This is a genomic window from Halolamina sediminis (assembly GCF_001282785.1).
Classification (GTDB): Archaea; Halobacteriota; Halobacteria; order Halobacteriales; family Haloferacaceae; genus Halolamina; species Halolamina sediminis.
Genome location: NZ_CVUA01000001.1, coordinates 534,510 through 558,898 on the forward strand (window position 1 = coordinate 534,510; position 24,389 = coordinate 558,898).

Annotated in this window: 30 protein-coding genes; 13 read left to right on the plus strand and 17 right to left on the minus strand. The window is 67.4% G+C overall.

Annotation, left to right across the window (positions count from 1 at the left end; all coding sequences use genetic code 11):
- Positions 1-58 precede the first annotated feature (58 nt).
- Positions 59-532, plus strand: a complete 474-nt coding sequence (locus tag BN1959_RS02770; RefSeq protein ID WP_053947192.1) for a redoxin domain-containing protein — start codon at positions 59-61, stop codon at positions 530-532.
- Here the strand turns inward: BN1959_RS02770 and BN1959_RS15210 are convergent, their stop codons facing one another.
- From BN1959_RS15210 to azf, 4 genes are all read right to left on the minus strand, one after another.
- Positions 533-655: a hypothetical protein gene (locus BN1959_RS15210; protein ID WP_394325235.1), complete on the minus strand. Its 123-nt coding sequence runs from the start codon at positions 653-655 to the stop codon at positions 533-535.
- 164 nt (positions 656-819) lie between these two features.
- Positions 820-2,301: a glycosyltransferase family 2 protein gene (locus BN1959_RS02775; RefSeq protein WP_202594634.1), complete on the minus strand. Its 1,482-nt coding sequence runs from the start codon at positions 2,299-2,301 to the stop codon at positions 820-822.
- Between the two features lie 14 nt (positions 2,302-2,315).
- A complete protein-coding gene (locus BN1959_RS14300; RefSeq protein WP_161803739.1) occupies positions 2,316-3,404 on the minus strand; it encodes a HEAT repeat domain-containing protein in 1,089 nt (362 codons plus the stop codon).
- 368 nt (positions 3,405-3,772) lie between these two features.
- Positions 3,773-4,570 carry an NAD-dependent glucose-6-phosphate dehydrogenase Azf gene (gene azf / locus BN1959_RS02780; protein WP_053947193.1) on the minus strand — a complete coding sequence of 266 codons (798 nt, stop codon included), beginning with the start codon at positions 4,568-4,570 and terminating at the stop codon, positions 3,773-3,775.
- 93 nt (positions 4,571-4,663) lie between these two features.
- Here azf and BN1959_RS02785 point away from each other — a divergent pair, with 93 nt between their 5' ends.
- Both BN1959_RS02785 and BN1959_RS02790 read left to right on the plus strand, forming a co-directional pair.
- Positions 4,664-5,014: a dihydroneopterin aldolase family protein gene (locus tag BN1959_RS02785; protein WP_053947194.1), complete on the plus strand. Its 351-nt coding sequence runs from the start codon at positions 4,664-4,666 to the stop codon at positions 5,012-5,014.
- 145 nt (positions 5,015-5,159) lie between these two features.
- The gene (locus BN1959_RS02790) at positions 5,160-5,570 is read left to right on the plus strand and encodes a DUF5790 family protein (protein ID WP_053947195.1); all 411 of its coding nucleotides are present in this window, start codon (positions 5,160-5,162) and stop codon (positions 5,568-5,570) included.
- Here the strand turns inward: BN1959_RS02790 and BN1959_RS02795 are convergent, their stop codons facing one another.
- A complete protein-coding gene (locus tag BN1959_RS02795) occupies positions 5,571-6,302 on the minus strand; it encodes a creatininase family protein (RefSeq protein WP_053947196.1) in 732 nt (243 codons plus the stop codon).
- 156 nt (positions 6,303-6,458) lie between these two features.
- Here BN1959_RS02795 and BN1959_RS02800 point away from each other — a divergent pair, with 156 nt between their 5' ends.
- The gene (locus tag BN1959_RS02800) at positions 6,459-7,160 is read left to right on the plus strand and encodes a TVP38/TMEM64 family protein (protein ID WP_053947197.1); all 702 of its coding nucleotides are present in this window, start codon (positions 6,459-6,461) and stop codon (positions 7,158-7,160) included.
- Between the two features lie 25 nt (positions 7,161-7,185).
- Here the strand turns inward: BN1959_RS02800 and BN1959_RS02805 are convergent, their stop codons facing one another.
- From BN1959_RS02805 to BN1959_RS02830, 6 genes are all read right to left on the minus strand, one after another.
- Complete coding sequence (locus BN1959_RS02805; RefSeq protein ID WP_053947198.1) at positions 7,186-7,848, minus strand: DUF502 domain-containing protein; 663 nt, start codon at positions 7,846-7,848, stop codon at positions 7,186-7,188.
- A 66-nt stretch (positions 7,849-7,914) separates the two neighbouring features.
- Positions 7,915-8,754, minus strand: coding sequence for a proline dehydrogenase family protein (locus BN1959_RS02810; protein ID WP_053947199.1), 840 nt, complete (start codon positions 8,752-8,754; stop codon positions 7,915-7,917).
- Between the two features lie 24 nt (positions 8,755-8,778).
- Entirely contained in the window at positions 8,779-9,036 is a 258-nt protein-coding gene (locus BN1959_RS02815; protein ID WP_053947200.1) for a KEOPS complex subunit Pcc1, read from the minus strand.
- The gene (locus BN1959_RS02820; protein ID WP_049981803.1) at positions 9,033-9,167 is read right to left on the minus strand and encodes a DNA-directed RNA polymerase subunit P; all 135 of its coding nucleotides are present in this window, start codon (positions 9,165-9,167) and stop codon (positions 9,033-9,035) included. Before BN1959_RS02820 ends, BN1959_RS02815 begins: the two co-directional genes overlap by 4 nt.
- Positions 9,168-9,437 carry a 50S ribosomal protein L37 gene (locus BN1959_RS02825; protein WP_053947201.1) on the minus strand — a complete coding sequence of 90 codons (270 nt, stop codon included), beginning with the start codon at positions 9,435-9,437 and terminating at the stop codon, positions 9,168-9,170.
- Positions 9,438-9,493: 56 nt separating this feature from the next.
- Positions 9,494-10,246, minus strand: a complete 753-nt coding sequence (locus BN1959_RS02830; RefSeq protein ID WP_053947202.1) for a DUF2103 domain-containing protein — start codon at positions 10,244-10,246, stop codon at positions 9,494-9,496.
- 84 nt (positions 10,247-10,330) lie between these two features.
- Here BN1959_RS02830 and BN1959_RS02835 point away from each other — a divergent pair, with 84 nt between their 5' ends.
- Complete coding sequence (locus tag BN1959_RS02835; protein ID WP_053947203.1) at positions 10,331-11,761, plus strand: hypothetical protein; 1,431 nt, start codon at positions 10,331-10,333, stop codon at positions 11,759-11,761.
- Positions 11,762-11,767: 6 nt separating this feature from the next.
- On the opposite strand, the gene truD is transcribed toward BN1959_RS02835, so the two are convergent.
- A complete protein-coding gene (gene truD, locus BN1959_RS02840) occupies positions 11,768-13,126 on the minus strand; it encodes a tRNA pseudouridine(13) synthase TruD (protein ID WP_053947204.1) in 1,359 nt (452 codons plus the stop codon).
- A gap of 126 nt (positions 13,127-13,252) precedes the next feature.
- On the minus strand, positions 13,253-13,591 hold the full coding sequence (gene pth2 / locus BN1959_RS02845; RefSeq protein ID WP_053947205.1) for a peptidyl-tRNA hydrolase Pth2: 339 nt from the start codon (positions 13,589-13,591) through the stop codon (positions 13,253-13,255).
- A gap of 285 nt (positions 13,592-13,876) precedes the next feature.
- Here pth2 and dcd point away from each other — a divergent pair, with 285 nt between their 5' ends.
- Together dcd and BN1959_RS02855 are read left to right on the plus strand one after the other, a co-directional pair.
- Entirely contained in the window at positions 13,877-14,467 is a 591-nt protein-coding gene (dcd, locus tag BN1959_RS02850) for a dCTP deaminase (RefSeq protein ID WP_053947206.1), read from the plus strand.
- On the plus strand, positions 14,464-15,375 hold the full coding sequence (locus BN1959_RS02855; RefSeq protein ID WP_053947207.1) for a thiamine-phosphate synthase family protein: 912 nt from the start codon (positions 14,464-14,466) through the stop codon (positions 15,373-15,375). Before dcd ends, BN1959_RS02855 begins: the two co-directional genes overlap by 4 nt.
- A gap of 52 nt (positions 15,376-15,427) precedes the next feature.
- Here BN1959_RS02855 and BN1959_RS02860 read toward each other — a convergent pair whose 3' ends face one another.
- The gene (locus BN1959_RS02860; protein WP_053947208.1) at positions 15,428-16,540 is read right to left on the minus strand and encodes a hypothetical protein; all 1,113 of its coding nucleotides are present in this window, start codon (positions 16,538-16,540) and stop codon (positions 15,428-15,430) included.
- Positions 16,541-16,657: 117 nt separating this feature from the next.
- On the opposite strand from BN1959_RS02860, the gene BN1959_RS02865 reads away from it, so the two are divergent.
- Genes BN1959_RS02865 through BN1959_RS02875 form a run of 3 tightly spaced genes read left to right on the plus strand, consistent with a single transcriptional unit; the run spans position 16,658 to position 19,646 of the window.
- Positions 16,658-17,659, plus strand: a complete 1,002-nt coding sequence (locus BN1959_RS02865) for a glutathione S-transferase family protein (RefSeq protein ID WP_053947209.1) — start codon at positions 16,658-16,660, stop codon at positions 17,657-17,659.
- A 39-nt stretch (positions 17,660-17,698) separates the two neighbouring features.
- The gene (locus tag BN1959_RS02870; protein WP_053947210.1) at positions 17,699-18,445 is read left to right on the plus strand and encodes a hypothetical protein; all 747 of its coding nucleotides are present in this window, start codon (positions 17,699-17,701) and stop codon (positions 18,443-18,445) included.
- A 46-nt stretch (positions 18,446-18,491) separates the two neighbouring features.
- Positions 18,492-19,646, plus strand: a complete 1,155-nt coding sequence (locus BN1959_RS02875) for a pyridoxal phosphate-dependent aminotransferase (RefSeq protein ID WP_053947211.1) — start codon at positions 18,492-18,494, stop codon at positions 19,644-19,646.
- Positions 19,647-20,156: 510 nt separating this feature from the next.
- Here BN1959_RS02875 and BN1959_RS02880 read toward each other — a convergent pair.
- Positions 20,157-20,885 (minus strand): glucose 1-dehydrogenase, encoded by a 729-nt coding sequence (locus BN1959_RS02880; protein ID WP_053947212.1) that lies wholly within the window; start codon positions 20,883-20,885, stop codon positions 20,157-20,159.
- 122 nt (positions 20,886-21,007) lie between these two features.
- Between BN1959_RS02880 and BN1959_RS02885 the strand changes: the two genes are divergently transcribed.
- Together BN1959_RS02885 and BN1959_RS02890 are read left to right on the plus strand one after the other, a co-directional pair.
- Entirely contained in the window at positions 21,008-22,096 is a 1,089-nt protein-coding gene (locus BN1959_RS02885; protein ID WP_053947213.1) for a molybdopterin-dependent oxidoreductase, read from the plus strand.
- A 41-nt stretch (positions 22,097-22,137) separates the two neighbouring features.
- On the plus strand, positions 22,138-22,632 hold the full coding sequence (locus BN1959_RS02890; RefSeq protein ID WP_053947214.1) for a cupin domain-containing protein: 495 nt from the start codon (positions 22,138-22,140) through the stop codon (positions 22,630-22,632).
- Here the strand turns inward: BN1959_RS02890 and BN1959_RS02895 are convergent, their stop codons facing one another.
- Both BN1959_RS02895 and BN1959_RS02900 read right to left on the minus strand, forming a co-directional pair.
- Positions 22,633-22,908 carry a hypothetical protein gene (locus tag BN1959_RS02895; RefSeq protein ID WP_053947215.1) on the minus strand — a complete coding sequence of 92 codons (276 nt, stop codon included), beginning with the start codon at positions 22,906-22,908 and terminating at the stop codon, positions 22,633-22,635. It lies immediately after the preceding gene.
- Positions 22,909-22,975: 67 nt separating this feature from the next.
- The gene (locus BN1959_RS02900; protein WP_053947216.1) at positions 22,976-23,455 is read right to left on the minus strand and encodes an RNA-binding protein; all 480 of its coding nucleotides are present in this window, start codon (positions 23,453-23,455) and stop codon (positions 22,976-22,978) included.
- A 91-nt stretch (positions 23,456-23,546) separates the two neighbouring features.
- Between BN1959_RS02900 and BN1959_RS02905 the strand changes: the two genes are divergently transcribed.
- Entirely contained in the window at positions 23,547-24,338 is a 792-nt protein-coding gene (locus BN1959_RS02905) for a hypothetical protein (protein ID WP_053947217.1), read from the plus strand.
- Positions 24,339-24,389 lie beyond the last annotated feature (51 nt).

Consider the following 24,389-nt stretch of genomic DNA (forward strand, 5'->3'; position numbering starts at 1 on the left):
TTCGTTCCCGCTCATGTTCGTGCCCGCGTTTAACTGCCGGCGGGCCGTACTGTTCGGTATGGTTTCTCCCGGCGACTCCGCACCAGTGTTCTCAGCGACGAACGGCACGAGCGACCACGAGGATTTCGACCTCGACGACCACCTCGGCGACGGGCCGGTCGTGCTCGCCTTTTTCCCCGGCGCGTTCACGCCGCCCTGCACCAACGAGATGGTCGCGCTGCAGGAACGCCTCGGCGAGTTCGAGGCCGCCGGGGCGACGGTGTTCGGGGTTAGCGCCGACTCGCCGTTCTCTCAGGGGGCGTTCCGGGAGGAGCACGGCATCGAGTTCGACCTCGTGAGCGACATGGCCGGCGAGGCGATCCGGGCGTACGGGCTGGAGATGGACATCCCCGATCTCGGCCTGTTCGACATCGCGAACCGCGCGGTGTTCGTGCTCGACGACGGGGGGACGGTGACGTACTCCTGGGTCGCCGACGATCCGACGAACGAACCCGACTACGAGGCCGTGATCGCGGCCGTCGAGGACGCGTAGCTACTCGGTGTCGTCCTTCGGCTCCCTTTCGAACGTGAACTCCGCGGAGTTGTCCACGGGCTCGTAGCCGAGCACCTCTTTGGTGCGCTTAAGCCAGTAGTACTTTCGCGTGAAGTCATACACAGTGAAATATCGGTGTGCTAGTACTACTGAATCAGTATGGTTAAAAAAACTGTGTCGAATCAGCCGGTAAGTGGGATTGCGAATCTATCGACAATCTATCTTCGCGAACAAGGATGGCTCCCATCGATTAATGGACTAGTACTGGGAACAAGGAAGCGGATAGATCAATCGTCGAACCCTTTACGGGTCATCTCTCCCCACTCAGTGTTACCGCGGATGAACTTCGGAATTCCTGTGAACTTTATCAAGGTGCGTATTTGTCGATAACCAATATTCTCGAGAACGCCAAGAGCCATCAGCTGAGCTATTTGGGTGACTTTTCGATATCTTCGGAACGTCCACACTTCTGCGTAGGTCGCGTACCAAGACAGGAATATCCCGAACCCGCTGGTAACCAAAAAGAATAGGACGAACGGGGCAGGTTTGAACAAGCCAAGAACGACAGCAATTGGTAACACGAGATAGCCTACCGACTCTACCAGTGGGCCGATGACTTCCGCGATAAGGAAATACGGGAGTGCGAACATCCCGATTCGACCGTATCGTGGATTGAATAACATCTGGCGGTGAGTAATCAAGTTCTCGATTAGCCCGTTGTACCAGCGACGTCGCTGAGCCATAAGCACCGACCACCGTTCTGGAACCTCTGTCCAAGCAACTGGAGCAGGAACGAAAGAAATTGTGTACTCTTCACCTGCATCAATCATATGTTTATGCAAACGGATAACTAAATCTAGGTCCTCTGTAAGTGTGTCCGTTCGATACCCACCTATATCTTGAACTATATCGGTCCGAAAAACTCCAAATGCACCGGAGAGAATAATCAACAATCCTAGCGAATCGAGGCCCGCTCGACCCGAGTAAAAGGCCCGGAGATACTCAAGTACTTGAATTCCTGGTAGATATTTATTGGGAAATTCTGGGGTAGATATGTCGCCATCTTCAACTCGATTACCATTCGCCACACGAACCGTTCCGCCGGCTGCGATAACCGATTTCTTCTCACGAATAAAGGGCTTGACTACCTCATTGAGTCCGGAACGGTCAAGAATTGTATCTGCGTCGATAGTACAGAAGAGTTCCTGCTCAGTAAACCAAACTCCGGCGTTGACTGCATCACTACGACCACCATTTTCTTTGTCGATAACGTAGAGACTTGGATGCGCTGACGATCGGTACACCTGTTTCACTGGTTCAGTAGGGAAGTCGATTGGACACGGAGCAGCGACAGATCGTAAATCAAAGGTTTCAATCAATACATCAAGCGTGGCATCGTCGGACCCATCGTTAATTACGATCGTCTCATTGTCTTGGTACTCAAGGTTGATCGACGATCGAACGGAGTCAACGATGACTTGCTCTTCATTATATGCGGGAATAATAACTGCAACTCCCGGCAAAAATGGAGAATTCAACGTCTCGTACGGTGGATCCCATTCAGCAAGACGGAACTCCGTCTGTAATTTTGGGAGTGCGACCGTATGAATGGTGAGGTACAGCACATTGATTAATATATAAAGTAAGATCGCAAACCAGCCGAACATCTGAATCATCCCAGCAAGTGCTTCCTCGAAAAAAAGTTGTACGAGGGGCACAAAATCAACGGAGGAACTCGTAATCAAGATAATAGGGTTGCTTTCCATCATTATCTGTATTATCATCAATCTGTCTCTGTCGTGCTCAATTCATTGCTCGCAGGAATTCGATTTAGTTCTTTTTTCCAAACCCAGGATCTCTTGGCCTCTACTGAGAGGGACCTTTGAGGTCGGTGGTTGTGATAAAGCAAAGTATCAATGATTGCTTGCCGAACGCGTTCACTTGGTTCATTATTGAGCCGAACTTCAAGACGTGTAAGCTCAAATTCACCCCCCCAGTCGCAAATCGTTCTTGCTGCAGCTAGTCGAACACGCTTATTTTCATCTTCTACTGCCATCAAAAGACTATCTAAGACCTGATTAGAGGTTTCAGGTTCGAAACTCCGGAGTGCCATCACAGCAGCCTCACGAACTTGCGCGTTCTTCTCCTCTATCGCCATTTCCAACCACGGAGGCGGTGCGCCAATAACAACCCCCAATTCGTCAAGTTCGCTGATTACATATAGGATTTGAACAAGTTCCGTTTGACTTAGGCGGTCAGTCATCTTTGCAATTTCTGCAACGAGGAGGTTTGGTGCTCGCTGCCCAACTTCGTAAATCACCCCCATTCCTATCACCGCAAGTTCCTCCCCAGATTCATCGAATAAAAACCCGAGAGCATCGCGATAAGCGGTTTCAGTATGTACACTCATCAAAGCTTGCGCGGCTGCTCCTCGAAGAAGAGAATCTTCTTGGCATTGGGGGCAGAGCATATCGACCGATGGCGGAGAGCGAAGTAGGGTTAGGGATGTCAACCCATTGAGTCGGCTGATACGGTCACCCTCTTCAATTTGGTTCGCCGCTGTTTCCTCCAACCCAAGGTCAATGGCAAGTCGCCGTAGATGTACGGCATCACAGTCCGTTGCCTCATACAGTAGGCTACGAACGATCCTACGTGCAGAAGCTTGTTCGCGTGGGGAAAGTTTATTTATAAAAGATTCCCAGTCTCCTGGTTCCTCTCTTAATCGGTCTTGGATTAGTTCTTCTACGCGAGAGTCAACACTATTTCTTCGTATATCTTTCAACCTTTTAATAAATGCATAGCCGAGAGTGAACACCTCTAGCAGAAGGAGGAAAAATGCTAGCCCGACAACGACCAGCATAATCTCTATCATCGAAAAAGAAGGAATCATCTGAAAGGGAAAAAGAATCGTTTCGGGTAATAAGCTGACTCTGTCAGAAGAATGTATCATATGTATACCACTAATGAACGAGTCTGTGTATGACGCACTAACTTATGAGTATTGGGGGAGAATTTGTATGTTATAGTGTTCGTCTGTACTTATCGATTCAACGAGTGAGGTGCAGATCTATGACACTCTTTCTATCATTTAATCCCAAAGAATAGGGATCTCCGAGATCAAGCAACAGGAGAACCGACAGATGGCGACGACCCACCAACACTGTGTGTATGACTACGCAGAGCGGGATACAGATAGCTCCCGCTCAGAGGCATACGTCTCGAAGCTTGTTGGTGGGAAATCTACTCCTCTGACCCTTCGTCTTCCCGGGGTTCGCCGTCGAACGTGTACGCCGCGGAGTTGTCCACGGGCTCGTAGCCGAGCACCGCCTTCGCGCGTTCGAGGGAGTAGTACTTGCGATCGTTATCCGAGATGCCGTAGACGATCTCGTAGCCGTAGTCGGCCTCCAGACAGCGCCGGAACAGGCGGGCGCAGTCGCGGTGGGAGAGCCACATCGCCTGCCCGCGCTCGTACTCCCGCGGGGGGTGACCCTCGGTGAGGTTGCCGATCCGGACACAGACCACGTCCAGATCGGCGTGGTCGTGGTAGTAGCGCCCGAGCGTCTCGCCGCTGGCTTTCGAGACGCCGTAGAGGTTCGACGGCCGCGGGAGCTCCGTCCCGTCGAGTCGGTACTCGTCGTCGCGGCGGTACATCTCAGGCGTGCGCTCGTCGGTCTCGTAGGCGCCGACGGCGTGGTTGGAGGAGGCGAAGGCGAGCTTCTCGACGCCGGCGTCGACGGCCGCCGAGAACACGGTCTGGGCGCCGTCGATGTTGTTCGCGAGCACCGAGTCCCACGGCGCGTCCGGCCGGGGGTCGCCCGCGAGGTGGATCACCGCGCCACAGCCCGCGACGGCGTCGGCGACGGCGTGCTCGTCGGTCACGTCCGCAACGATCGACGCCGACTCGGGGACGCCGTGGCGCCGGTCCTCGGGGACCGGTTCTCGATCGAGTAGCCGCCAGTCGTACTCGTCGGCGAGCCGCGAGAGGATCGCCTGTCCCACGCGGCCGCCGGCACCCGTCAGCAGCACCGGGTCGTCCATTCGGGTGGATATGTGGATAGCGGGGGTAAATACGGAACGGTTCGGCGGGTCGGCTCCGGTACCGCTTTGCCGGGCCGCCGCCCAGCCTCGAGCATGACCGACACACCCACCGACGCCCAGCAGGCCTGCTTCGAGGCCGGCATCAAGTTCGGCTCGCTCTACCACCAGTTCGCTGGCACCCCCGTCTCGCCGGACAGCAGCCACAGCCTCGAAACCGCCATCGAGGAAGCGATCGAGAACCAGCCCCACTGCAACTCCGTCGTCGTCGAGATCCTCGACGACCGCGTCGCCGACGCGATCGACCACGACGAGGGGTACGCCGAGCTCACGGGCAGCCTGATGGAAGTCGAGATGCGGATCAACTACGAGGGAACGGCGGTCCGCACGCGGATGGCGATGGAAGACGGCTACCCACGGATGAAACTGGTCGCGGTCGAGGACTGAGACGGCTGTCGCGATCGACGGCCGGGCGGCGCGGTGAAACTGGTCGTCCGGACCCGGCTGAACCGCGTTCTGACCCGATATCTCCCGCTGTTTCAGTTCCACTCCGTGGCGACCTTTTTACCAGCCCGGTGTGCAAACTACCCGCATGAGTCAGACCACGTTCGACGAGGACGACCTGTTCGGCGAGGCGGCCGAGGAGATGCGCGGCGAGGTCGAGAGCCACCTCGTCGAGGCCCGCGAGTCGCTCCCTGCCGCCGACGCAGTCTGGGAGGTCGACGCAGACAACGTGCTGGGCGTGCTCAACGGCCTCAAGTCCGCGCTGGACACCGCCGACGCCGCCGAGCACCTCCGGGCGGCGAAGAAGCAGTACGTGATGGGCGAGCGCGCCGACGCGTTCGAGGACGCCGACGATCTGGAGGCGGCGATCGACGACCTCGAGGCGCTGATCGAGGAGATCGAGGACGCCCACGAGGACGCCAGCGAGCTCGCGGGCGCGCTCCCGGAACTGCGTTCCGAACTCCAGGACGCTGCCGGGGACGAGGAAGACGACGAGTAGCTACGCCCGCTCCCGAACCGCGTCGAGCAGGTCGACCAGCGCCGCCGCCGCCAGCTCTGCGAGCTCTGCCCCGCGTTCGGCGTCGCCCTCACCCGGATCGCCGACGACGCCGTTCTCGCTGAACTCGTCGCTGTCGACCGCGAGATTCACCCCCGACACCCAGTCGCCCCAGCGCTCGCTCCCGCCCTCGCGGGCCTCGTCGATACGGTCCTCGTGGACGAGTTCGGGACGGTCGTGTCGGAGGAACGCGGTCTCCAGCGGCCCGGCGTGGCCCATGTCGCTGCTGTGCTCGCCAACCGCCTCGAACCAGGTGAACGGGGCCACACGGGCCACCTCGTCCCGGGTGAGCCGCGCGGCGACCTCCCGCAGCGCGTCGACGTTCCCGCCGTGGCCGTTGACTAGCACGACCGCGTCCGGGCCGTCGCTGGCGGCGAGGCTCTCGACGATCTCGCGGACGTACGCGCGGAACGTGTCCGGCGACACCCAGAGCGTCCCGTCGAACGCGCGGTGCTCCTCGCTGATCCCGACCGGCACCGTCGGCGCCACGAGCACGGTCTCGCCGGTTTCTGCCTCGTAGGCGTCGGCGCCGGCCTCGGCGACAGTTTCGGCGGTGAACGCGTCGGTGCCCAGCGGCGCGTGCGGGCCGTGGCCCTCGGTCGAGCCGACCGGGAGCACGGCGAGCTCGGCGTCGGCGTCGCGAACGTCGGTCCAGGTGGCGTCGGCGAGGCGCATACGCGGTGCTCGGGCGGGCGTCGCTTGTAGGCTGTGGGTCGACGGTGCCGACTCGGCGCTTCCCCGGCTCCGTGGGCGACAGTCGTCGCGGCCGAGGAGTGAGAGCCTGTGACACGAGAAAGAAGATTCAAGAACGCGTACCGACAATCGAACTCTATGAAATTCTTCTCGTCACGGGAAGCCCGTTGGCGAGTGGTCCTCGCGACCGTCCTCCTCGGGGCCGGGTTCGTCGCCCTCTACGTCGCGTTGCAGCGCTACGCACCGTTCGTCTTCGACACGGAGGCGCTGCGGATCTGGATCGACCAGTTCGGCGTGTTCGCCCCGCTCGTGTTCGTGCTCGTGCAGGCGACCCAGGTCGTCGTCGCCCCCATCCCCGGACAGATCGTGGCCCTCGTCGCCGGCTACCTCTTCGGCGCGGTCGCCGGGACCGTGTACAGCCTCGTCGGCGTACTGATCGGGAGCGCGATCGCGTTCAGCCTCGCAAAGCGGTACGGCCGCCCGTTCGTCGAGAGCGCGCTCCACGAGGACATCCTCACACGGTTCGACGGGTTCGTCGAGCGGGTCGGGATCCCGGGGCTCATCGTGTTCGTCCTCATCCCCGGTCTCCCCGACGACGCGATCTGCTTTCTGAGCGGGCTCACGACCTGGCGCCTCAGAACGTTCATGGCGGTCATCGCCGTCGGCCGCCTGCCAGCCTACGTCATCACGGTGTACGCCGGCGGCGAACTGGCGGACGGACAGTTCCTCTCGGGCGCGGTGCTGATCGGCGTGGTGATCTCGCTGTCGCTGCTCGGCTACTACAACCAAGACCGTATCCGGCGGTTCGTCGAACGGCTCGAACCACGCATCCCGTTCTGAGCCCCCCCGCGGTGCCGACACGCGGTCAGGGCCGGGATCGGTCGCCGTCCGCGTCCTCGGCGCCGATCTCGCCCAGCGCGGTCTCGGCCTCGCTCGACTCGCCGAACCCCGCAGAGAGCACGCGGGTCAGCGCCTCCTCGACGCTCTCGTCGGTCTCCTCGTAGTCGTCCGGCTCGACCTCGACGACGAACCCGGTGGTGATGTTCGGCGCCGTCGGGAGGAACAGCACGTCCCGGCCGTCGGCGGTCGTCTGCCCGGTTTTGAACGCGGTCATCCGCATTCCGTCCCAGGGCTCCAGTTTCACGGGCTGCTGGAGATCGCTCGCGCCCGAGACGGCGGTCTCGACCGCCAGCTTCGAGGCGTTGTACAGTACGCGAACCCCGGGGACGCGGTTCACCACGTCGTCGAACAGCCCCTCGGCGATTCGGCCCATCTGGGTGCGCATCAGGTAGCCGGCCGCTAGCGTGACAGAGAGGAACAGCCCGAGGGTCAGCCCCAGTTCGAGCGCCATCGCCGCCGCCTCGACGCTGATCGGCCGCGGCAGTAGCCCCACCGGGATGCGATCCGGGGGGACGTTCAGCGGCAGGCCGAGCAGGTGGCCGATCAGCCACCGGAGCACCAACAGCAGCACCAGGACCGGGAGGACGACGATCAGGCCGCTGGCGAAGTCGCGCTTCCACCGGGTCATTCACTCGAACGTGTCGCCCCGAGAAGTAAATCGGTACCGCTACCCGCTCACGATTGCGTCACGCGGCTATCCGCTCACGATTGCCCGCAGCGCGAACAGCGCGTTCTCCTTGCGCTCGCGCAGCCGCCGGTAGAAGTACGAGAGCCACTTGTCGCCGTAGGGCGCGTACTGCCAGACCTCCTCGCCCTCGGCGGCGAGCTCGCGTTGGGCGTCGCCGCGGACCCCCATCAGCATCTGGACCTCGAACTCGCGGCCGTACTCCTCGCGGAGGTCGCGGGCGTAGTCGATCATCGCCGGGTCGTGACTCCCGACGGCGATATCGCCCTCGTACGCCGAGAACAGCGTCTCTAGGTCCTCGCGGTAGTGTTCGTTCACGTCGGACTTCTCGGTGTAGGCGATCGACCCGGGCTCGTCGTAGGCGCCCTTGACCAGTCGGATCTTCCCGGGGACGTCGGCCAGCCGTTCGAGGTCGTCGCTCGTCCGCCGGAGGTTCGACTGCACACACTGCCCGACGCCGCCGTCGAACTCCCGGGCGAGCTCCTCGAAGGCGTCGAGCGTCACGTCGGTCGTGTCGGCGTCCTCCATGTCACACCAGACGAACACGCCGGCGTCCTGTGCGGCCTCGACGATCGAGCGGAAGTTCGACGTGAACACGCCGTCGCTGATGTCGATGCCCAGCTGTGAGGGTTTCACCGAGATGCAGGCGTCGACGTCGCTGTCGGCGATGTCGCGCACCAGCGCCCGGTAGGCTTTCGTGTCCGCGGCGGCGTTTTCCGGCTCCGCGTAGTGTTCGCCGAGAAGGTTCAGGATAACGTTCACGCCGTCGTCGTTCGCCCGCGCGGTGTGGTCGAGTGCGGCCGCCGGGCTCTCACCCGCGACGAAGTTGCTGGCGATCGGGGGTATCACACCCCTATAGTTGCTGTGCAGAGGCTAAAACCGTTGGGCTCCGGACTGGGTTACCCGCTCCGCGACCGTCAGTAGCCGACTCCAGCTCGTCGTGCCGGCCCGGAGCGCGGTCAGATCTGCCGCTTCGACGGTCACCTCGACGGTGTTCTCCTCCCGTGCCACGCGCGCGGTGGCGCGGTCGTCGTCGACGCCCCCGACCTCGGGGTCGAGACTGGCGGCGACGCGTCTGGCGCGGTCGGGAGAGCCGTAGGAGACGGAGAGCGTCGCCGTGTGTGCCGTCACTTCACGTCGACTTCCTTCACGTCGCCGCCGCGCTCCTTCAGCAGGACGCGGTGACCACAGTAGGGACAGCGCACGCCGCCGTACTCGTCGAGTTCGACGTCGCGCTTACAGCGGGAGCACTTGTAGCTCATCTATTCGCTCTCTTCGGAGAGTGCCGCGCGAATGGAGCGCTGGACCGAGCGACCGCCGGGCGTCTCCGGGCGGTAGGCGCCGCCGGTGAACGTCTCGCCCGTCTCCTCGTTCTTCCAGATGCCGGTGCCGATGCGTTTGACGGAGTCGCCGTCGACGGTGGCGTTCTCCATCGCGTCCTCGATCTCCGAGACGCGTCGCCGGGAGACCCGCCCGTAGCGCGCACCGAAGCGACCGGCGCTGCCGGCGGACCGGGACTTGTTCTCAGCCATAGTGCACGGGAGTAGCCGCAGTACGCACAAAAACCCTGCGAGTCGCGCCGCCCCCGTCAGTCGTCCTGATACCCCGCCTCGACCAGCGCCTCGTTGAGCGCCGCCCGGACGCGCTCGCCGGTCTCGCGGTCCATCGCTGTCGTCACGACGCGGTTCTCCTGCACGCTGGAGCCGTCCCGGATCAGCAGGCGGACGTTGCCGCTCTCGCCGGCGCGGGTCGCCTTCGCCCGGACGCCGCCGCGGCTGCCGCCACCGCCGGCCTCGATCGGCCCCGGGATGAGCTTCTTCACGTTCGGGTGGGCGGCGACGGTGTTCACCACGTCCCGGCCGTCCCGGCCGCCGATCAACGTCGAGTGCGAGCCGCCGAGCTTCTCGGTCGGCGGCGTGTCGACCACTTCGAGGCTCCGCTCGCCGCGCTGGCTCCGCACCCGCTCGACGGGGTCGTCGTCGGGCACGCGGTAGAACCGGTGGTGGAGCTGGGCGCGACACTCCCGCAGCGGCTCGCGCGCGCCGGCGGCGTACACCTCCTCGGGGCGCTTGCGCCGGATCTCGTCGGCGACCTTCCCGGCGAAGTTCCGGAGTTCGACCACGCGCGCCTCGGGGTCCTCCTCGGGAACGGTCGTGATCGTCGTCTCGCCGACGATCTCGGGCTCCTCGTCGTCGGCGTGCTCGGGCGGGTCGCGGAGGAAGGTGAGCGTCGCGCGCTCGCGTTCGAACGCGACGACGACGGCGTCGCAGTTGGCGGTGTCGCAGGCCAGACAGTAGTCGCCCGGCCGATCGAGTTCGGTGCCACACCGCCGACAGTCCATGCTGGAACGTGACGGTTAGCCCGGAAAAGCGAAGCGTTTGTGCCCGGGGCAACGTTCAACAGCTCTCTCGCTGAACAACTCCCCGTGCCCCGACGTGCCCTCCACGCGCTCGTCCTGCTGCTCGCCGTCTCGGCGACGGTCACGCTCGCCGCGCCCGCGATCGCGGCGCCGCCGCCCGAACCGGTCTGTACGAACTGCGCGCCGGCGTACGAACGCGCCGCTGCCGACGCCGGCCTCGACGTGACTGTCGCCCGGAGCGCGGCGGTCGTCACGCTCGCCGAGAGCGGGAACACGACGTGGCGTGTCGGGCTGGTCCTCGATGGCCCCGACGCCGCGGAACTGGCGGAGAACGACAGCCTGCATCGCCGGCTCGCGGCCGAAACAGCCGGTGAACAGCTCGTCGCGGCCACCCCCGGACCCGGATTCGACCGCACCAGCGGCGGGGGGCCGACGTTCCCGGACGCCGAGCACGTCCGGTACTACCGGTTCAGCGACCCCGAGTTCGCCCGCGACACCGTCGGCGGCGCCATGGTCGTCACGAAGTTCCGCGCCGACCTGCAGGGAGCGAACTACGACGGCCTCGGCGTCGACAGGCTGACGGTTCACTCGTTCCTCGACATCACGCACACGCTACCGGGCACCGACACCGTCGACGGGCTGGGCGGGAGTTCGTTCACGCTGGCCGAACGCCACACCGGGCTGGCGACGTTCGAACCACAGACCGGCATCGTCGGTCACGCGAGCTACCTCCCGAGCTTCGTCGGTCTCGCTGCGGTGTTGCTCCCCGTCGTCGCCGCGAACGCCGCCATCGTCGTCCTCCCGGCACTGTTCGTTCACGCGCTCGTGACCGGGGGGCTGTTCGTGCTCCTCGCCGGGAGCTTCCCCGAGCCGGACGACCGCTGGCGGCGCGGGGTCGCTGGCCTCCTCGCCGCGACGGCAGCAGCTCTCACGCTCCAACCGCTGCTGGCTTCGGTGCTAGGCAGTCCGATCCTCGGCGGCGCCGAACCGCTGTTGTTCGGCCCCGCTGCCGCGTTCGCGGTCGTCGCCGTCGGGCTCGTACGGCCGTCGCTCGTCGGCGACGGCTCGCCGAAACGGCTCGCGATCCGCGCGCTGGGGGCCGGTGCCGCCGTCGGCGTCGTCGCCGGCACCGCCGCGCCGGGAACGACGGGCTGGACGTTCGCCGCGTGGGCGTTCGAGCCGACGCCGCCCGGCGCTACCGCGTGGGACGGGCTCGGGTTCGCGCTGACGGTCGCCGGACCGACGCTTGCCCTGCTCCCTGCCGGCGCCAGCCTCGCTGCGGGGCAAACTCGCTCGGCGCTGACCGTCGCGCTCGCGGGCGCTGCGCTCGGCTGGGTCGCGTCGCCGGTGCTCTACTTCGCACAGGTCGGGCTACTCGTGCCCGGGATTCTGCTCGGCTTGCCGGCCGTCAGCGCCGCGTTGCTCCTCGGCGCGCCGCTGCTGCTCGCGGGGTGGCTGCTCGGCGAGGAACGGGGATCGACGCCGACCGACGCCTGATCGCGCCTACAGCTCCGTGGGATCGGTTTTCAGGTACTCCCGCAGCACCGCCGTCGCGTAGCTTCCGGAGGGGAGCGCGAACTCGAACGTCAGCGGGTCGCGCTCGACGGTCATCTCCGTGTCGACGAGGATCGCCCGCCGCGTCCCTGTGGACTCGAAGTTCCCCGGGAGGTCGAACATCGACGGTGCCAGCCCGAGCTCGTCGAACACCTCGCGCTCGATCTCGCCGGGCTCGCCGTCGGCGAACTCGGTTTCGGTCCCGATCAGGGGCGCGGTCACGAACGCCCGCCCGCGCTCGCAGTGACGGGTGAGCACGTCGACGCGCTCGGCGGTCGCACGCTGGAGTCGATCGGGATCGGGCTTCCGGATCGCGTCGATCGCGTTGTCGGCGAAACAGCACACGTCGCCCTCGATGGGCGCATGGAACGCCAGCCCGCGATTGAGTCGTTCGCTCAGGATTCGGTTGAACGCGTACGACTGGGCGGCGTTGACGAACAGCCGCTGGAGGTTCGACGGGACGGCTTCGAGCGCGTGCCGCCAGTCGTCCGGCTCCCCGCCGTCGGCGCCACCGGCGTCCCGCTCCTGTAGCCGGTGGAGCATCGACCGCTCGTACCCCAGCTTCCGGGGCATCCGGTCAAGGCAGGCGCCCCAGTCGGGGTCCTCGCTCGCGGCCTGCTCGTCGACGAACGCCCGGGCCGCCCGGGTGTCGCCGGGCTCGGTGTCGGAGGGGTTGCCCGCGTACGAAAGCACCGCGTCGCGCCACTCCCCGCGGACGATCGCGAGCCCGACTTCGTGGGTGACGGGACGGCGGCTGCCGAACCGCTGGTGCCCGAAGACGTTGGGAACGCCGATCCGATCGCCGTCCGAATCGCCCGCGAACGCCCGCAGCTGGTCGGTGATCGCCGCGGCGTTCTCGGGCTGGGTGGGCTCTCGGACCGTGATCTCGAAGGCGTTGCCCGCGAGGTCGCCGTAGGAGAGGTGTCGCCCGGCGCGGCCGACGACCTCGATCTCGGCGTCGCGGATCTCGGCCAGCGCCTCGGGCTCGGCGTCGTACACCGAGAACAGCTGGGTCGTGACGGCGTGTTTGTCCTTCGTGCCCGCCCAGTCGACGCGTTCGCGGGAGGCTTCCATCGCGTCGGAGAGCCGCCCGGCGAAGTCGTTGGTGTCCCACCCGGACAGCGTCGCCCGGAGCACGAGGTAGGGGTAGTCGTCGGCGCCGCCGGCGACGGGCTCGGTGTCGAACGCCTCCAGCTCCCGGACCCGGAACTCCTCGGGGCGGTCCCGTAGGCGGCCGCCGACGCCGTCGGCGTCGCTGACGTACCAGTCGACGCCGACGGTCCGCTCGCGGGGGTGGGCTTCACGCATCGCCCGAGAGTACCCCGCCTCGGGGGTTAACGCTGTTCGTCCCGAGTTCGAAAACGCCGCCGACGAAACGGGGGATCCGAGGGCGGTCCGAGAACTGACGCCGGTTCGGGTGCTGTGACGGGACGATCAGTAGAGCGAGAGATCGCCCGTCACGCGGTCGACCACCTCGTCCTCCCCGGGGCCGATCGCGACCGTCGTCGCCGTACCGGGATCGAGCTGGGTGTGGCCGGCGTCCCGGACGACCGCGTTGGGGAGCCCCTCCCGCTCGGCGCGGTCGGCCAGCTCGAACAGCTGGTCCTCGCCGCTACCTTTCAGGACGACTTTCTTCTGGCCCTCGCCTTTCCACGCCGTCCGGGTGCGGCTGTCGGCGTCCTCGTACGCCGAGAGCGAGGCGTGTGCCACCTGTGCGGCCAGCTTGCCGGTCCCCATCCCGAGGTCGGTCCGCGCGACGATCGCCTGCTTCATACCCGACCCTCCCGCGGCGCGGGGGTAAGCGCTTCGGGAGTCCGGCGGCCTCGCCGCTGGCCGTCGCTATCTGCCACCACTCCAGCCCCACAGTGGTGGCCGACCCTCCCGGGCCGACGCCACGGGATCGCGAACAGGCGGGCTCACGGCTCCCGAAGCGGTGCGCTGCGCTCCCCCTCGCCGCTCCGGGGTGGCTCTCAGACCATGGCGTGACTGGTCGCGCTCTCCCTTTTCAACTCTCGGCGGACCGGGGCGTTTAGGCCCCCGCGGCTCTCTCCCTCGGGTATGATCCTCTCGGACCGCGACATCCTGCGCCGGATGGAGGAGGGCGACCTCGTCGTCGACCCGGTCGACGATCTCGACACCCAACTGCAGCCGGCCAGCCTCGATCTCCGCCTCGGCGAGGAGTTCCTAGAGTTCCAGCGTACCAACATCTCCTGTATCCACCCCAACCGCGAGCAGGAGGTGGGCGACTACGTCCGGGAAACCACGGTTCCCGAGGGCGAGGAGTTCATCCTGCATCCGGGGGATTTCGTGCTCGGCACGACCAAGGAGCGCGTGGACATCCCCGACGACCTGATCGCCACCGTGCAGGGGCGCTCCTCGCTGGGCCGGCTCGCGGTCGTGATCCACGCGACAGCGGGGATCGTCGACCCGGGCTACCGTGGGCAGATCACGCTCGAACTCTCGAATCTCGGCACCGCGCCGGTCGCGCTCTCGCCGGGGATGCGCGTCTCACAGCTCATCTTTACCGAACTCTCCTCGGCTGCGGACCGCCCGTACGGCGTCGAGCGCGACTCGAAGTACCAGGACCAGTCCGGCCCGCAGGCGTCCCGGATCGGCGTCGATCCGGAGTTCTCGGGTGAGGGTGAATGAAGTTCGTCGAGGAGGTCGTCGTCGACGCGTTCCTCCCCACCTTCCGGGCGATGCTGGCCGAGCGGCTCCGGGACCGCGGACTGACGCAGGCCGAGGTCGCAGACCTGTTGGGCGTGAGCCAGTCGGCGGTGTCGAAGTACGCCCACGGCGAGGTCGACGTCCACCCCGACGTCGAGGGTGACGAGCGAGTGCGCGCGCTCGCCAACCGCGTCGCGGAGGGGCTGGCCGACGGGACGCTCAGCCGCGTCGGCGCGCTGGTCGAGACCGAAGTGCTGATCCGGGAACTGGAAGACGGCGACCTGCTCGCGCGCCTCCACGAGGAGGCCGTCCCCGACCTCGCCGAGGCCGACGCGACGTTCGCGGTCCACGACGCCGACTCGGCGCTGCGGACGAGCGAGCAAGTCCTCGCCTCCGTCCGGCGCGGGCTCAGGGTGCTCACAAACGCCTCGGGCTTTGCGGGGCTGATCCCCAACGTCGGCGCGAACCTCGCCGAGAGCCTGCCCGACCCCACGGGAATCGAAGATGTGGCCGCGGTGCCGGGCCGCGTCGTCGACGTGAAAGGCGCCGCGACGGTGCCGGGCGACCCGGAGTTCGGCGTCAGCGAGCACGTCGCCGGGGTGCTCCTTTCGGCCCGCGCCGGCGGCGCCGACGCCAACGCCGCGGTCAACGTCGCCTACGACGAGGAGATCCTCGCGGCGTTCACGGACGCGGGCTACCGGACCGTCGAGTTCGACCCCGGCGCGGGCGAGGACGCCGTGGAGGCGGCGATCGCGGCGGCCGACATCGACGCCGACGACCCGTTCGTGCTCTACCAGACCGGCGCTCACGGTGTGGAGGCGATCACCTACGTCCTCGGCCCGGACGCGCCGACGGTCGCGCGGGCGGTCGTCGGGACGCTGCTCCGGTAGCCCGACGGCCGGCAAGGCGCCGTTTCGACACCTGCAACGCCCGTTTCGAGGATCAGACGACGCCGAAGAGCGGTGCCGCCAGCCCGACGAGCCACGCACCGACGCCGACGGCGAGGACGCGTCGGTCCTCGCGGGCGCCGCCGAACGCAACGACGGCGAGCGCGGTCGAGAGTGCGAGGCGGTGGCGAACGATCCGGCCCGGGATTGGCTCGACGCCGACGAGCGCGAGATCGAGCAGCGTCGCGAGCGCGAGCCCGGTGAACGCGAGCAGCGCGGCCCGGAGCGCCGGCCGCTCGTGGGAGAGAACGACGGTCGCGGCGGGCGTGCCGACGACGAGAACGGGGTAGCCGACCGCGACGTACAGCTTCGGGTTCACGCCGGGGGCGACCGCCTCGGCGGCCAGCCCCCACGCGCGGACGCCGAGGACGACCCCGAGAAGCGCGACCGGGATCGCGAGCTCACGGCGTGAGAGTCTGCGGGTCGTCAGCGGCACCGCGGCGCCGAGCAGCGTCGCCGCCGTGAACTCGACGGCGAGCCACGAGCCGTCGCTGCCGCCGCCGGGCTGTCCGTGCGTTCGACGTTCGACGCCGTCGACGAACGGCTCGTCCGCGAGATCACGCTCGACGAACGCCGCGCCCGGGGCGATACCGGTGACCGTGTGGCGCAGTCGGAACCAGTCCCAGTACTCCGTGTGGGCCTGCAGCGCGGTCCAGTTCCCCGACGCGCTGGGGTAGGCGCGAATGTGGGTTCGCTGGCCGAAGTACTCCCCGACCGCCAACTGGTAGGCGGGCGCGACCCACTCGCCGCTCTCCTCGCGGTCGGCGCCGACGTAGGAGTACCGAACCGAGCCGTGGGCGGGCCGCCACGGCGACACGTCGACGGTCGCGTTCCCGCCGACGGGCCCCCAGTCGGCGTCAGAGCGCCCGACGAACGCCCGGCGCACGCGGTTGGGCTCGCCGAGGACGACGACGTTGAGCGCGAGCGTCCGCCCGTCCGCCGACCGACTCCGGCTCGTGTACGGCCAGACGTAGCTCTCGCTCCCGTCGGGCGAGACCAACTGTTCCGACGGCGGGGGCTGCGCTGCCGTCGACGCTCCAGCCGCCGCGGTGGCGGCCAGTACGGCAGCGACGAGCAGGGTCGCCAGCAGGGCGCGGCGTGAACGCACGACCCCGCGTTGCGTCGCCACCGACAATACTGTTGGCGTCGGGGGTGTGGGGCGGCCGTCGCCGGGGTGTCCGCCGGCGGCGCTCGGCTTATCCGGCTCCCTCCCCTCCGTTCGTCCATGAACATGCTCGTCGACGGCGAGTGGCGGATCGACGCCTACGAATCCACCAACGAGGAGGGGGAGTTCGACCGGAGCGAGAGCAGCTTCCGGAGCTGGCTCGACGGGGGCGTCGCCGCGGCTGGCGAGGCGCCGAACTCATCGGCGTTCGCGCCGGAGTCCGGCCGGTATCACCTCTACATCTGTCGAGCCTGCCCGTGGGCTCACCGCGCGGCGATGACCCGGCAGCTCCGGGGGCTGGAGGACGACATCTCCATCTCGCTGGTCCAGCCCGAGCGCTACGACGAGGGGTGGGAGTTCTCCGAGGAACACCCCGACCCCTTCCACGACTCCGAGTACCTCCGCGAGGTGTACACCGACGCCGACCCCGAGTACACGGGCCGGGTGACGGTGCCCGTGCTGTGGGACAAGCAGGAGGAGACCATCGTCAACAACGAGTCGAGCGAGATCATGCGGATGCTCGACACCGCGTTCGACGGCAACGAGTTCTCGCTGTACCCCGAGGACCTGCGCGGCGAGATCGACGAGATCGTCGACGCGATCTACGAGCCGATCAACAACGGCGTCTACCGGGCCGGCTTCGCGGGGACGCAGGACGCCTACGAGGACGCGGTCGACGACCTGTTCGACGCGCTCGACCACTGGGAGGGCGTGCTCGCCGACCAGCGATACCTCGCCGGCGACGGCGAGCGCCTGACGCTCGCGGACGTGGCAATGTTCGCGACGCTGGTCCGGTTCGACCACGTCTACCACACCCACTTCAAGTGCAACCGCCGGGCGATCCACGAGTACCCGAACCTCTGGGGGTACACGAAGGATCTCTACCAGACCCCGGGAATCGAGGAGACAGTCAACATGGACCACATCACCCGGCACTACTACGTCAGCCACGGCGACCTCAACCCCACACGGATCGTCGCGGTCGGCCCGGATATCGACTTTACCGAGCCCCACGGCCGCGACGAGCTCCCCGGCGGCCCGCCCGCGCCGCTGACCGAGTAGACCACCAGTTCCTTCTTCCGCCCGGGCGGAGCCGACCACATGGTCCTCGGACTCTCCGGCGCCGATCCGTTCGGTGCCGCGATGCTCCTCGCCGGCGCGGTCGTCCTCCTCGCGAGCGCACGGTACGTCTGGCGGGCGAGTGCGGTCGTTCGGGCGTCGACGGTCGACTCGCTCTCGGGCGTCGCTTCGGGCTCGCTCGTCCGCCTCTCGGGTACGGCCGAACCGGGCGATGACGACACGCTGACCGCCCCCTTCTCCGGCAGCGAGTCGTTGGTGCTGCGTTACACCGTCGAGGAGCGCCGGCTCAGCCTGTTCCTGCTCCCGTGGTCCGTGACCATCCACGAGCGAGCCGGCTCGGTGCCGTTCCGCCTGCGAACCCCGGAGTCGGTCGTCGACGTGACCGAGCCCACGCGGACGGTCACGCTCCGAGAGAACTGCGTCGCGACCGTCGCCCCCGACGGGACGCCGCCCGAACGTATCGAACGCTTCCAGCGACGCACGGACGCGATCCCGTTGACGACGGTGTGGCACGCGCGGCCGTTCGGGGTCGGGCCGCTGCTGGAGGCGCTCTCGCTCGGCACGCGGCGGTACGTCGAGGCGCGCGCGGCGCCCGGCGAGGACGTGACTGTCGTCGGTCGTGTGACGGAGGCTGGCGGCGTCGACCCGTTGGTGGTTTCGGACCGCTCGCCGGCAGGCACGCTCCGCCGGATGGCGGGCACGTCGCTCGTCGGCCTCGCGATCGGCGCGTTCGTGGTCGCGCTCGCCCTCGTCCTGCTCGTGGCCTGATCGCCGCGAGGGGAAGGACCTTGGGCTCGGCGCCCAACATCGGCGTATGCCCACGCCCACGGAGCGCGTTCGTGCCTGCGAGCGCTCGAAGATCCGCGTGATGTTCGACCTCGCGGAGGCGGCCGACCGCGACCTCGTCCGCCTCGAAGTCGGCGAGCCGGACTTCGATACGCCCGAGCACATCGTCGACGCCGCCGCCGAGGCGGCCCGCGCCGGTGAGACGCACTACACCTCCAACGCCGGCCTGCCGGCGCTCCGAGAGGCCATCTCGGAGACGCTCGACCGGGAGTACGACGTGCGCTACGACCCCGAGCAGTTCGTCGTCACCAACGGCGGGATGGAGGCGCTCCACCTCGCGGTGCTGTCGGTGCTCGGCCCGGGCGAGGAGCTGTTGATCCCCTCGCCGTCGTGGCCGAACTACTGGACGCAGGCCCGACTCGCCGACGGCGTGCCGGTCGAGATCCCGATGCCCGAGGAGACGGGGTACGCCCTCGACGCCGAGCGCGTGATCGAGCAGATGGGCCCGGAGACGGGCGCCATCGTGCTCTGCTCGCCCGCCAACCCCACGGGACAGCTGTACGACCCAGACGAGATGCGTGCGGTCGTCGACGCCGCAGCCGAGCACGACGCCTACGTGATCGCCGACGAGGTGTACCTCGGACTCACCTACGACCGCGATCCCGCCGGCCTCGCCGCGCTGACGGACCACCCGGAGCACGTGCTCACGGTCGGCTCCTGCTCGAAGACGTACGCGATGACGGGCTGGCGGGTCGGCTGGCTCGGCGGGCCGCAGGACGTGATCGACGAGGTCAACAAGATCCACGAGAGCACGACCGCCTGCGCGGGCTCGGTCGCCCAGCACGCCGCCATCGCCGCGCTCACCGGGCCGCAGGAGCCCGTCGAAGCGATGTACGAGGCGTTCGCGGAACGCCGGGAGTACGTCGCCGACCGCATCGAGTCGATCGACGGCGTGTCGGCGCCGGCGCCCGACGGCGCGTTCTACGCGTTCCTCGACGTGGACCTGCCCGGGAGCAGCCTCGACATCGCCAAGCGGCTGCTCTGGGAGCAGGACGTGGTGCTCGCCCCCGGCGACGGGTTCGGCGAGGCCGGGGAGGGGAAGCTCCGGCTCTCCTTCGCGAACTCGATGGAGCAGTTGGAGAAGGGACTGGACGGGATCGAGGCGGCGGTTCAGGGGAACTGACCACTGCGGTACTGCGGTTGCTGTGCGGTGGCGCGAAGCGCTCGCGCCTCCGTGCGCGAGCCGAGCGCGAGGTCCTCGCGAGTGAACCGAGCGAGGGCACGAGAGAGCTTGCTCTCTCGGAGGACGAACGAGCGAACGGAGTGAGCGAGTGAGTCGGCTGGGGAGGTTCGTGGGCTGTGCTGGCGAGCGTCCCCGTGAGCGAAGCGAACGGGGGATCAGCGAGACGCGAAGCGTCTCGCAGAGGGACTGAAAGGGGCTTCTCGCTCGGCGAGCGAGAAGACGCAAGCACCGCAGCGAAGCGAGGAGCGCAGCGAGTCGCAGCCGCCGAGCGGGCAGGGGCTTTCTAGGTGTTGCTGATCAGAAAGCTGGCAGTCGGACGAAACCCTCGTACGAACTGTAACTTACCCCAATACCCACGCTCGCCGGTCACTCCGTTCCCGGCTCGCGTCTCGAGGTCGGTTTGCCTCCGTTCGCTCGCGAGGCTCGCTCACGGAGTTGCCCCGCCCTCGCTCACCGCATCAACTCGCCCCCATTAACGTGCAGCGTCTCCCCAGTCACGAACCCCGCATCACGCAGGTACGCACACCCATTCGCGATGTCCTCGACCTGCCCGATCCGCCCGACCGGGATCTCCGCGATCTCCTCCTCCATCTCCGCCTCCGTCCGATCACTGACCATGTCCGTCTCGATGTGACCCGGCGCGACCGCGTTCACCCGGATCTCCGGCGCGAAATCCCGCGCGTGGCTCTTCGTCAGTGAGAGGAGCGCGCCCTTCGAGGCGGCGTAGTGCACCTCGATCGGCGCGCCCGTGAACGCGAGGATCGAGGAGATGTTCACCACCGACGTGCCGTCTCCCGACTCCCGGAGGTACGGCAGCGCGGCCTTCGTGACGTTGAACGCGCTGTTGACGTTCACGTCCATCACGCGGTCGAAGTCGTCGGGAGACAGCTCCTCGGTGAACACGTGCTGGTCGATCCCGGCGTTGTTGACCACGTGATCGACGCCGTCGAACGCCGCGGCGGCCTCTTCGACCAGTCGCTCCGCTTGCTCGGGGTCGGACACGTCCGCGCCGACGACGATCGCCTCCTGGCCCGCCGCCCGGACGCGCTCGGCGGTCTCCTCGGCCGCCTCCTCGCTTGTGTGGTAGTTCACCGCGATGTCGTAGCCGTCGGCGGCGTAGCGCTCGGCGACGCCGCGACCGATACCCCTCGACGAGCCGGTGACGATGGCTGCTGGCACGTTCGCCCATCGTCGCTGCGGCACTTGGCTGTCGGGGTGGCGGCGACGCGAGCCGCCAACGTCCCACGATGTCAGTCGCCACCCGCGATGCACTCTTGCCCATGGGAGTCCAACCCACGATTATGCGCGGCTCCAGCCGCCTGCGCCGCCTCGCCCCGCCGCCGCGAGCGGTGGACTGGGGAATCCTCGTCGCCGTCACGGGCGTCGTCGCGACGGGGCTGCTCGCGTGGACCGGCTGGCTCCCGCCGGCGCTTCTGGTCGACCTCCACGGGACCGTCGGCACCACGCTCGCCGGCCTGCTCGTCTTCAAGTTCGCCCGCGTCGCCCGGCGCGTGCTCGATCGCCGACGGTGGGACCGCGCGACGCCGATATCGATCCTGCTCGGCGTCGTCGCCGTCGCAGCGCTCGTCTCCGGCACCTTCTGGGGAGTTGGCGGAAACGTCACGATCGGCCCGTGGACCACGCTCAACGCCCACGTCGGACTGGGGCTGCTCGCGATCCCGATCCTGCTCGTCCACCTCCGCGCACGGCTGCGGCTCCCCGCCAGAACCGACGCCTCCCGGCGGAGTGCGCTCCGGATCGGCGGCCTGCTCGTCGCCGGCACGATCGCGTGGCGCCTCAGCGAAGCCGTCACTGCCGTCAGGGGGGTGACGGTCCGTGAGACCGGCTCGAAACCCACCGGGGAGCTGTACGACACCGAGACCGATGGCGGGTCGTTTCCCGTCACTTCGTGGGTCGCCGACGACCCCGACCCGATCGACCGCTCCGAGTGGACGCTCTCGATCGCGGGACTCGACGGCGACGGGATCGAGATGGCGTACGACGACCTGCTCGCCACCGCCGGCGACGAGCAGCGGGCGACGCTCGACTGCACCAGCGGCTGGTACACGATCCAAGAGTGGCAGGGCGTCCGCGTCGGCGACCTGCTCGACGAGGCCGGCGTCGACGCCGGGAGTGAGGAAGCGCGTTGGGTTCGGTTCGTCAGCGTCACGGGCTACCGCTGGAGCCTCCCTGTCGCGGAGGCCCGGGAGGCGCTGCTCTCGACGGCGATCGACGGCTCCCGGCTCGCCCACGGTCACGGTGGGCCCGCGCGGCTGGTCGCGCCCGAACGCCGGGGGTTCCAGTGGGTGAAGTGGGTCGAGCGGGTCGAACTCCGCCGGGATCCAGACCCGGCGCAGTGGGCGGTGACGCTCGTCAGCGGCTTCGACTGACCGCGGCGCGGCTTTTTGTCCGTTCGGTCCACCACCCGACTATGGAGCGGATCGCAGTCGACGACGTCGACGGTCGGATCGGCCCCGCCGCGGTAGTGCGGGGGCTCACGGAACCGCTCGGGCTGACCGATCTCGCGATGAACTACTACGAGCTCGAGCCCGGCGACTCCTTCGCGTACGCCTACCACAACCACGAGATTCAGGAAGAGGTGTTCTACGTGATCGAGGGGACCGCGACGTTCGAAACCGAGTCCGGCGACGTGGCGGTGGGGCCGAACGAGGCGATCCGGTTCGACCGCGAGGAGTTCCAGCGCGGCTGGAACCGCGGCGACGAGCGCGTCGTCGCGATCGCGCTGGGCGCGCCGCTTTCGTACGGCGAGTCGGTGACGCTGCGCGACTGCCCGGAGTGTGAGGCGAAGACCGACAACGATCTCGGCCGCGCGGACGGCGAGGACGCGATCGTCGCCCACTGTACGCAGTGTGAGACCGAAACCGGCCGCTGGTACCGCGGCTCGATGCCCGGCGAGGTGCCCTGACTACGCCGACTCGTCGGCGTCGTTGTCGGTTCCCGTGGCGTCGTCCGCGGTTGCGGGCCCGCTCTCCCTCTCGCGGTCGCGCTCACGGTCGGCGAGGATCGCGAAGCCGGGGAGCCCGATGCCGAGCCCGAGGGCGAACGGCAGCCAGAACAGCGGCTCGCCGACGAACAGCAGCGCAAGCGAGAACACGAACGCGCCGATCACCGAGAACCCCGCCAGCCGGTCGAGCCGGTAGCTCCGCGCAGTGTCCTCCTCGGTGTCGGGGTGTTCGCTCATGTCGCGACCGACGTGGCGCGCGCTCAAAGGGGCTGTGTTCCGGCGACGGAGCCGGCCTCTCCGCCTCTCACACTGAGAACTCGTACACGTCGTCGCCGACGTGGTGGAGCGATTCGATCACCTTCCCGCTCTCGCCGGCCATCTCCTCGCCGTCGACCAGCGCGCGGCCCACGGCCAGCGCCTTGCCGTGGCTCTCCTCGACGATCACCACGAGGTCGCCCTCCTCGATCGTTTCATCGGCCTCGGTGATCCCCGGGCGCATCACGTCGGCGCCGTTGCTCACGAACGACACCGCGCCGGCGTCGACGGTGACGATCCCCTCCTCGGGCGGATGGGCGTTGGCGCCCCGGACGGAGAGGAACGGCTCGCCGTCGTAGTACAGCACGTCCGGGTCGCCGTCGACCAGCACCACGTCGAACTCGGTGTCCTCCAGCTCCACCAGCTCGTAGGTGTCGGCGTCCAGTTCGACGCCCAGCCCCTCGCTGAGCGCGTCCTCGATCTCGGCCACGGCGTCGCTGCGCAGGTGGTGGCGGGAGCTGATCTCCATACCCGCCTGTGGGCCGTCTCGGGGGATAAATCGCCCGCTCCGAGCCGCGCCGTCGAACCGCTTTTGCCGGCGGGCGCCGACCGCCGAGGGGATGCCCCCGCTCTGGCCCGCCGTCTTCCTCCTCGCCGGCGCGATCGTCTGGCTGCTCGCCGCGCCCGCACCCCTGACCGGCCTCCGACTGCTCCGGACGCCCGAGTTCGCTGTCTCGGACCTGCTCGCCGACCGCCCCGACCGCGCCTGCTTCACCGGGACGGTCGTCGAGGCCGAGGACGGCGGGACCGTCGAGGCGCCGTTCTCCGGCCGGCGGGCGGTCGCGCTGGCGTACCAGGTGCTGGAGGAGGAGTCCTCCGGGCTCTGGTGGCTCGGCTTCCCGTTCGGCACCATGACCAGCTTCGAACCCATCGACGGCGGCGCCGTCGCGGAGCCGTTCCTGCTCGACGACGGCACCGGACAGGTCCGGGTCGACCCCGGCGGCGCGACGTTCCGTCTCGACCCGGACACGATGATCGGTGTGAAAGGCGGCGACACGCCGCCCGAGCGGATCCGGCGGTACATCGACAGCAACGACGACGTGAACGATGAGGACGTGAGCGTCAACCTCGGCATCGTCAACTGGGGCGTCGGAACCGATCGGCGCTACGTCGAACGCCGGGTCGAACCGGGCGACGAGGTGCTGGTCTGTGGCGGGGCCCGGGACGCCCGGGGAGCGATCGGCGCCGTCCCCGCGGTCATCGACGGCGGCTCGCCGTTCCTGCTGGCTGACACCGACCGCCGCACGCTCGCCCGACGGCTCCTCGTCGGCAGCCCCGCCGCAGTACTGCTCTCGCTGGCGCTGATCGCGGGTGGCGGGCTGGCGTACGCCGGCTTCTTGGGTCTGCTCTGACCCGGTGCATCGCGGAACACGGCTCGCGCCCCGAAACGCCTACCTGCCGGC

Excerpts from the sequence above, each read along its gene's own strand:
- BN1959_RS02770 (WP_053947192.1), top strand. The coding sequence starts at position 59 with ATGGTTTCTCCCGGCGACTCCGCACCAGTGTTCTCAGCGACGAACGGC.
- BN1959_RS02775 (WP_202594634.1), bottom strand. The coding sequence starts at position 2,301 with ATGATGGAAAGCAACCCTATTATCTTGATTACGAGTTCCTCCGTTGAT.
- BN1959_RS14300 (WP_161803739.1), bottom strand. The coding sequence starts at position 3,404 with ATGATAGAGATTATGCTGGTCGTTGTCGGGCTAGCATTTTTCCTCCTT.
- azf (WP_053947193.1), bottom strand. The coding sequence starts at position 4,570 with ATGGACGACCCGGTGCTGCTGACGGGTGCCGGCGGCCGCGTGGGACAG.
- BN1959_RS02785 (WP_053947194.1), top strand. The coding sequence starts at position 4,664 with ATGACCGACACACCCACCGACGCCCAGCAGGCCTGCTTCGAGGCCGGC.
- BN1959_RS02790 (WP_053947195.1), top strand. The coding sequence starts at position 5,160 with ATGAGTCAGACCACGTTCGACGAGGACGACCTGTTCGGCGAGGCGGCC.
- BN1959_RS02795 (WP_053947196.1), bottom strand. The coding sequence starts at position 6,302 with ATGCGCCTCGCCGACGCCACCTGGACCGACGTTCGCGACGCCGACGCC.
- BN1959_RS02800 (WP_053947197.1), top strand. The coding sequence starts at position 6,459 with ATGAAATTCTTCTCGTCACGGGAAGCCCGTTGGCGAGTGGTCCTCGCG.
- BN1959_RS02805 (WP_053947198.1), bottom strand. The coding sequence starts at position 7,848 with ATGACCCGGTGGAAGCGCGACTTCGCCAGCGGCCTGATCGTCGTCCTC.
- BN1959_RS02820 (WP_049981803.1), bottom strand. The coding sequence starts at position 9,167 with ATGAGCTACAAGTGCTCCCGCTGTAAGCGCGACGTCGAACTCGACGAG.
- BN1959_RS02825 (WP_053947201.1), bottom strand. The coding sequence starts at position 9,437 with ATGGCTGAGAACAAGTCCCGGTCCGCCGGCAGCGCCGGTCGCTTCGGT.
- BN1959_RS02830 (WP_053947202.1), bottom strand. The coding sequence starts at position 10,246 with ATGGACTGTCGGCGGTGTGGCACCGAACTCGATCGGCCGGGCGACTAC.
- truD (WP_053947204.1), bottom strand. The coding sequence starts at position 13,126 with ATGCGTGAAGCCCACCCCCGCGAGCGGACCGTCGGCGTCGACTGGTAC.
- pth2 (WP_053947205.1), bottom strand. The coding sequence starts at position 13,591 with ATGAAGCAGGCGATCGTCGCGCGGACCGACCTCGGGATGGGGACCGGC.
- dcd (WP_053947206.1), top strand. The coding sequence starts at position 13,877 with ATGATCCTCTCGGACCGCGACATCCTGCGCCGGATGGAGGAGGGCGAC.
- BN1959_RS02855 (WP_053947207.1), top strand. The coding sequence starts at position 14,464 with ATGAAGTTCGTCGAGGAGGTCGTCGTCGACGCGTTCCTCCCCACCTTC.
- BN1959_RS02865 (WP_053947209.1), top strand. The coding sequence starts at position 16,658 with ATGAACATGCTCGTCGACGGCGAGTGGCGGATCGACGCCTACGAATCC.
- BN1959_RS02870 (WP_053947210.1), top strand. The coding sequence starts at position 17,699 with ATGGTCCTCGGACTCTCCGGCGCCGATCCGTTCGGTGCCGCGATGCTC.
- BN1959_RS02875 (WP_053947211.1), top strand. The coding sequence starts at position 18,492 with ATGCCCACGCCCACGGAGCGCGTTCGTGCCTGCGAGCGCTCGAAGATC.
- BN1959_RS02885 (WP_053947213.1), top strand. The coding sequence starts at position 21,008 with ATGCGCGGCTCCAGCCGCCTGCGCCGCCTCGCCCCGCCGCCGCGAGCG.
- BN1959_RS02890 (WP_053947214.1), top strand. The coding sequence starts at position 22,138 with ATGGAGCGGATCGCAGTCGACGACGTCGACGGTCGGATCGGCCCCGCC.
- BN1959_RS02895 (WP_053947215.1), bottom strand. The coding sequence starts at position 22,908 with ATGAGCGAACACCCCGACACCGAGGAGGACACTGCGCGGAGCTACCGG.
- BN1959_RS02900 (WP_053947216.1), bottom strand. The coding sequence starts at position 23,455 with ATGGAGATCAGCTCCCGCCACCACCTGCGCAGCGACGCCGTGGCCGAG.
- BN1959_RS02905 (WP_053947217.1), top strand. The coding sequence starts at position 23,547 with ATGCCCCCGCTCTGGCCCGCCGTCTTCCTCCTCGCCGGCGCGATCGTC.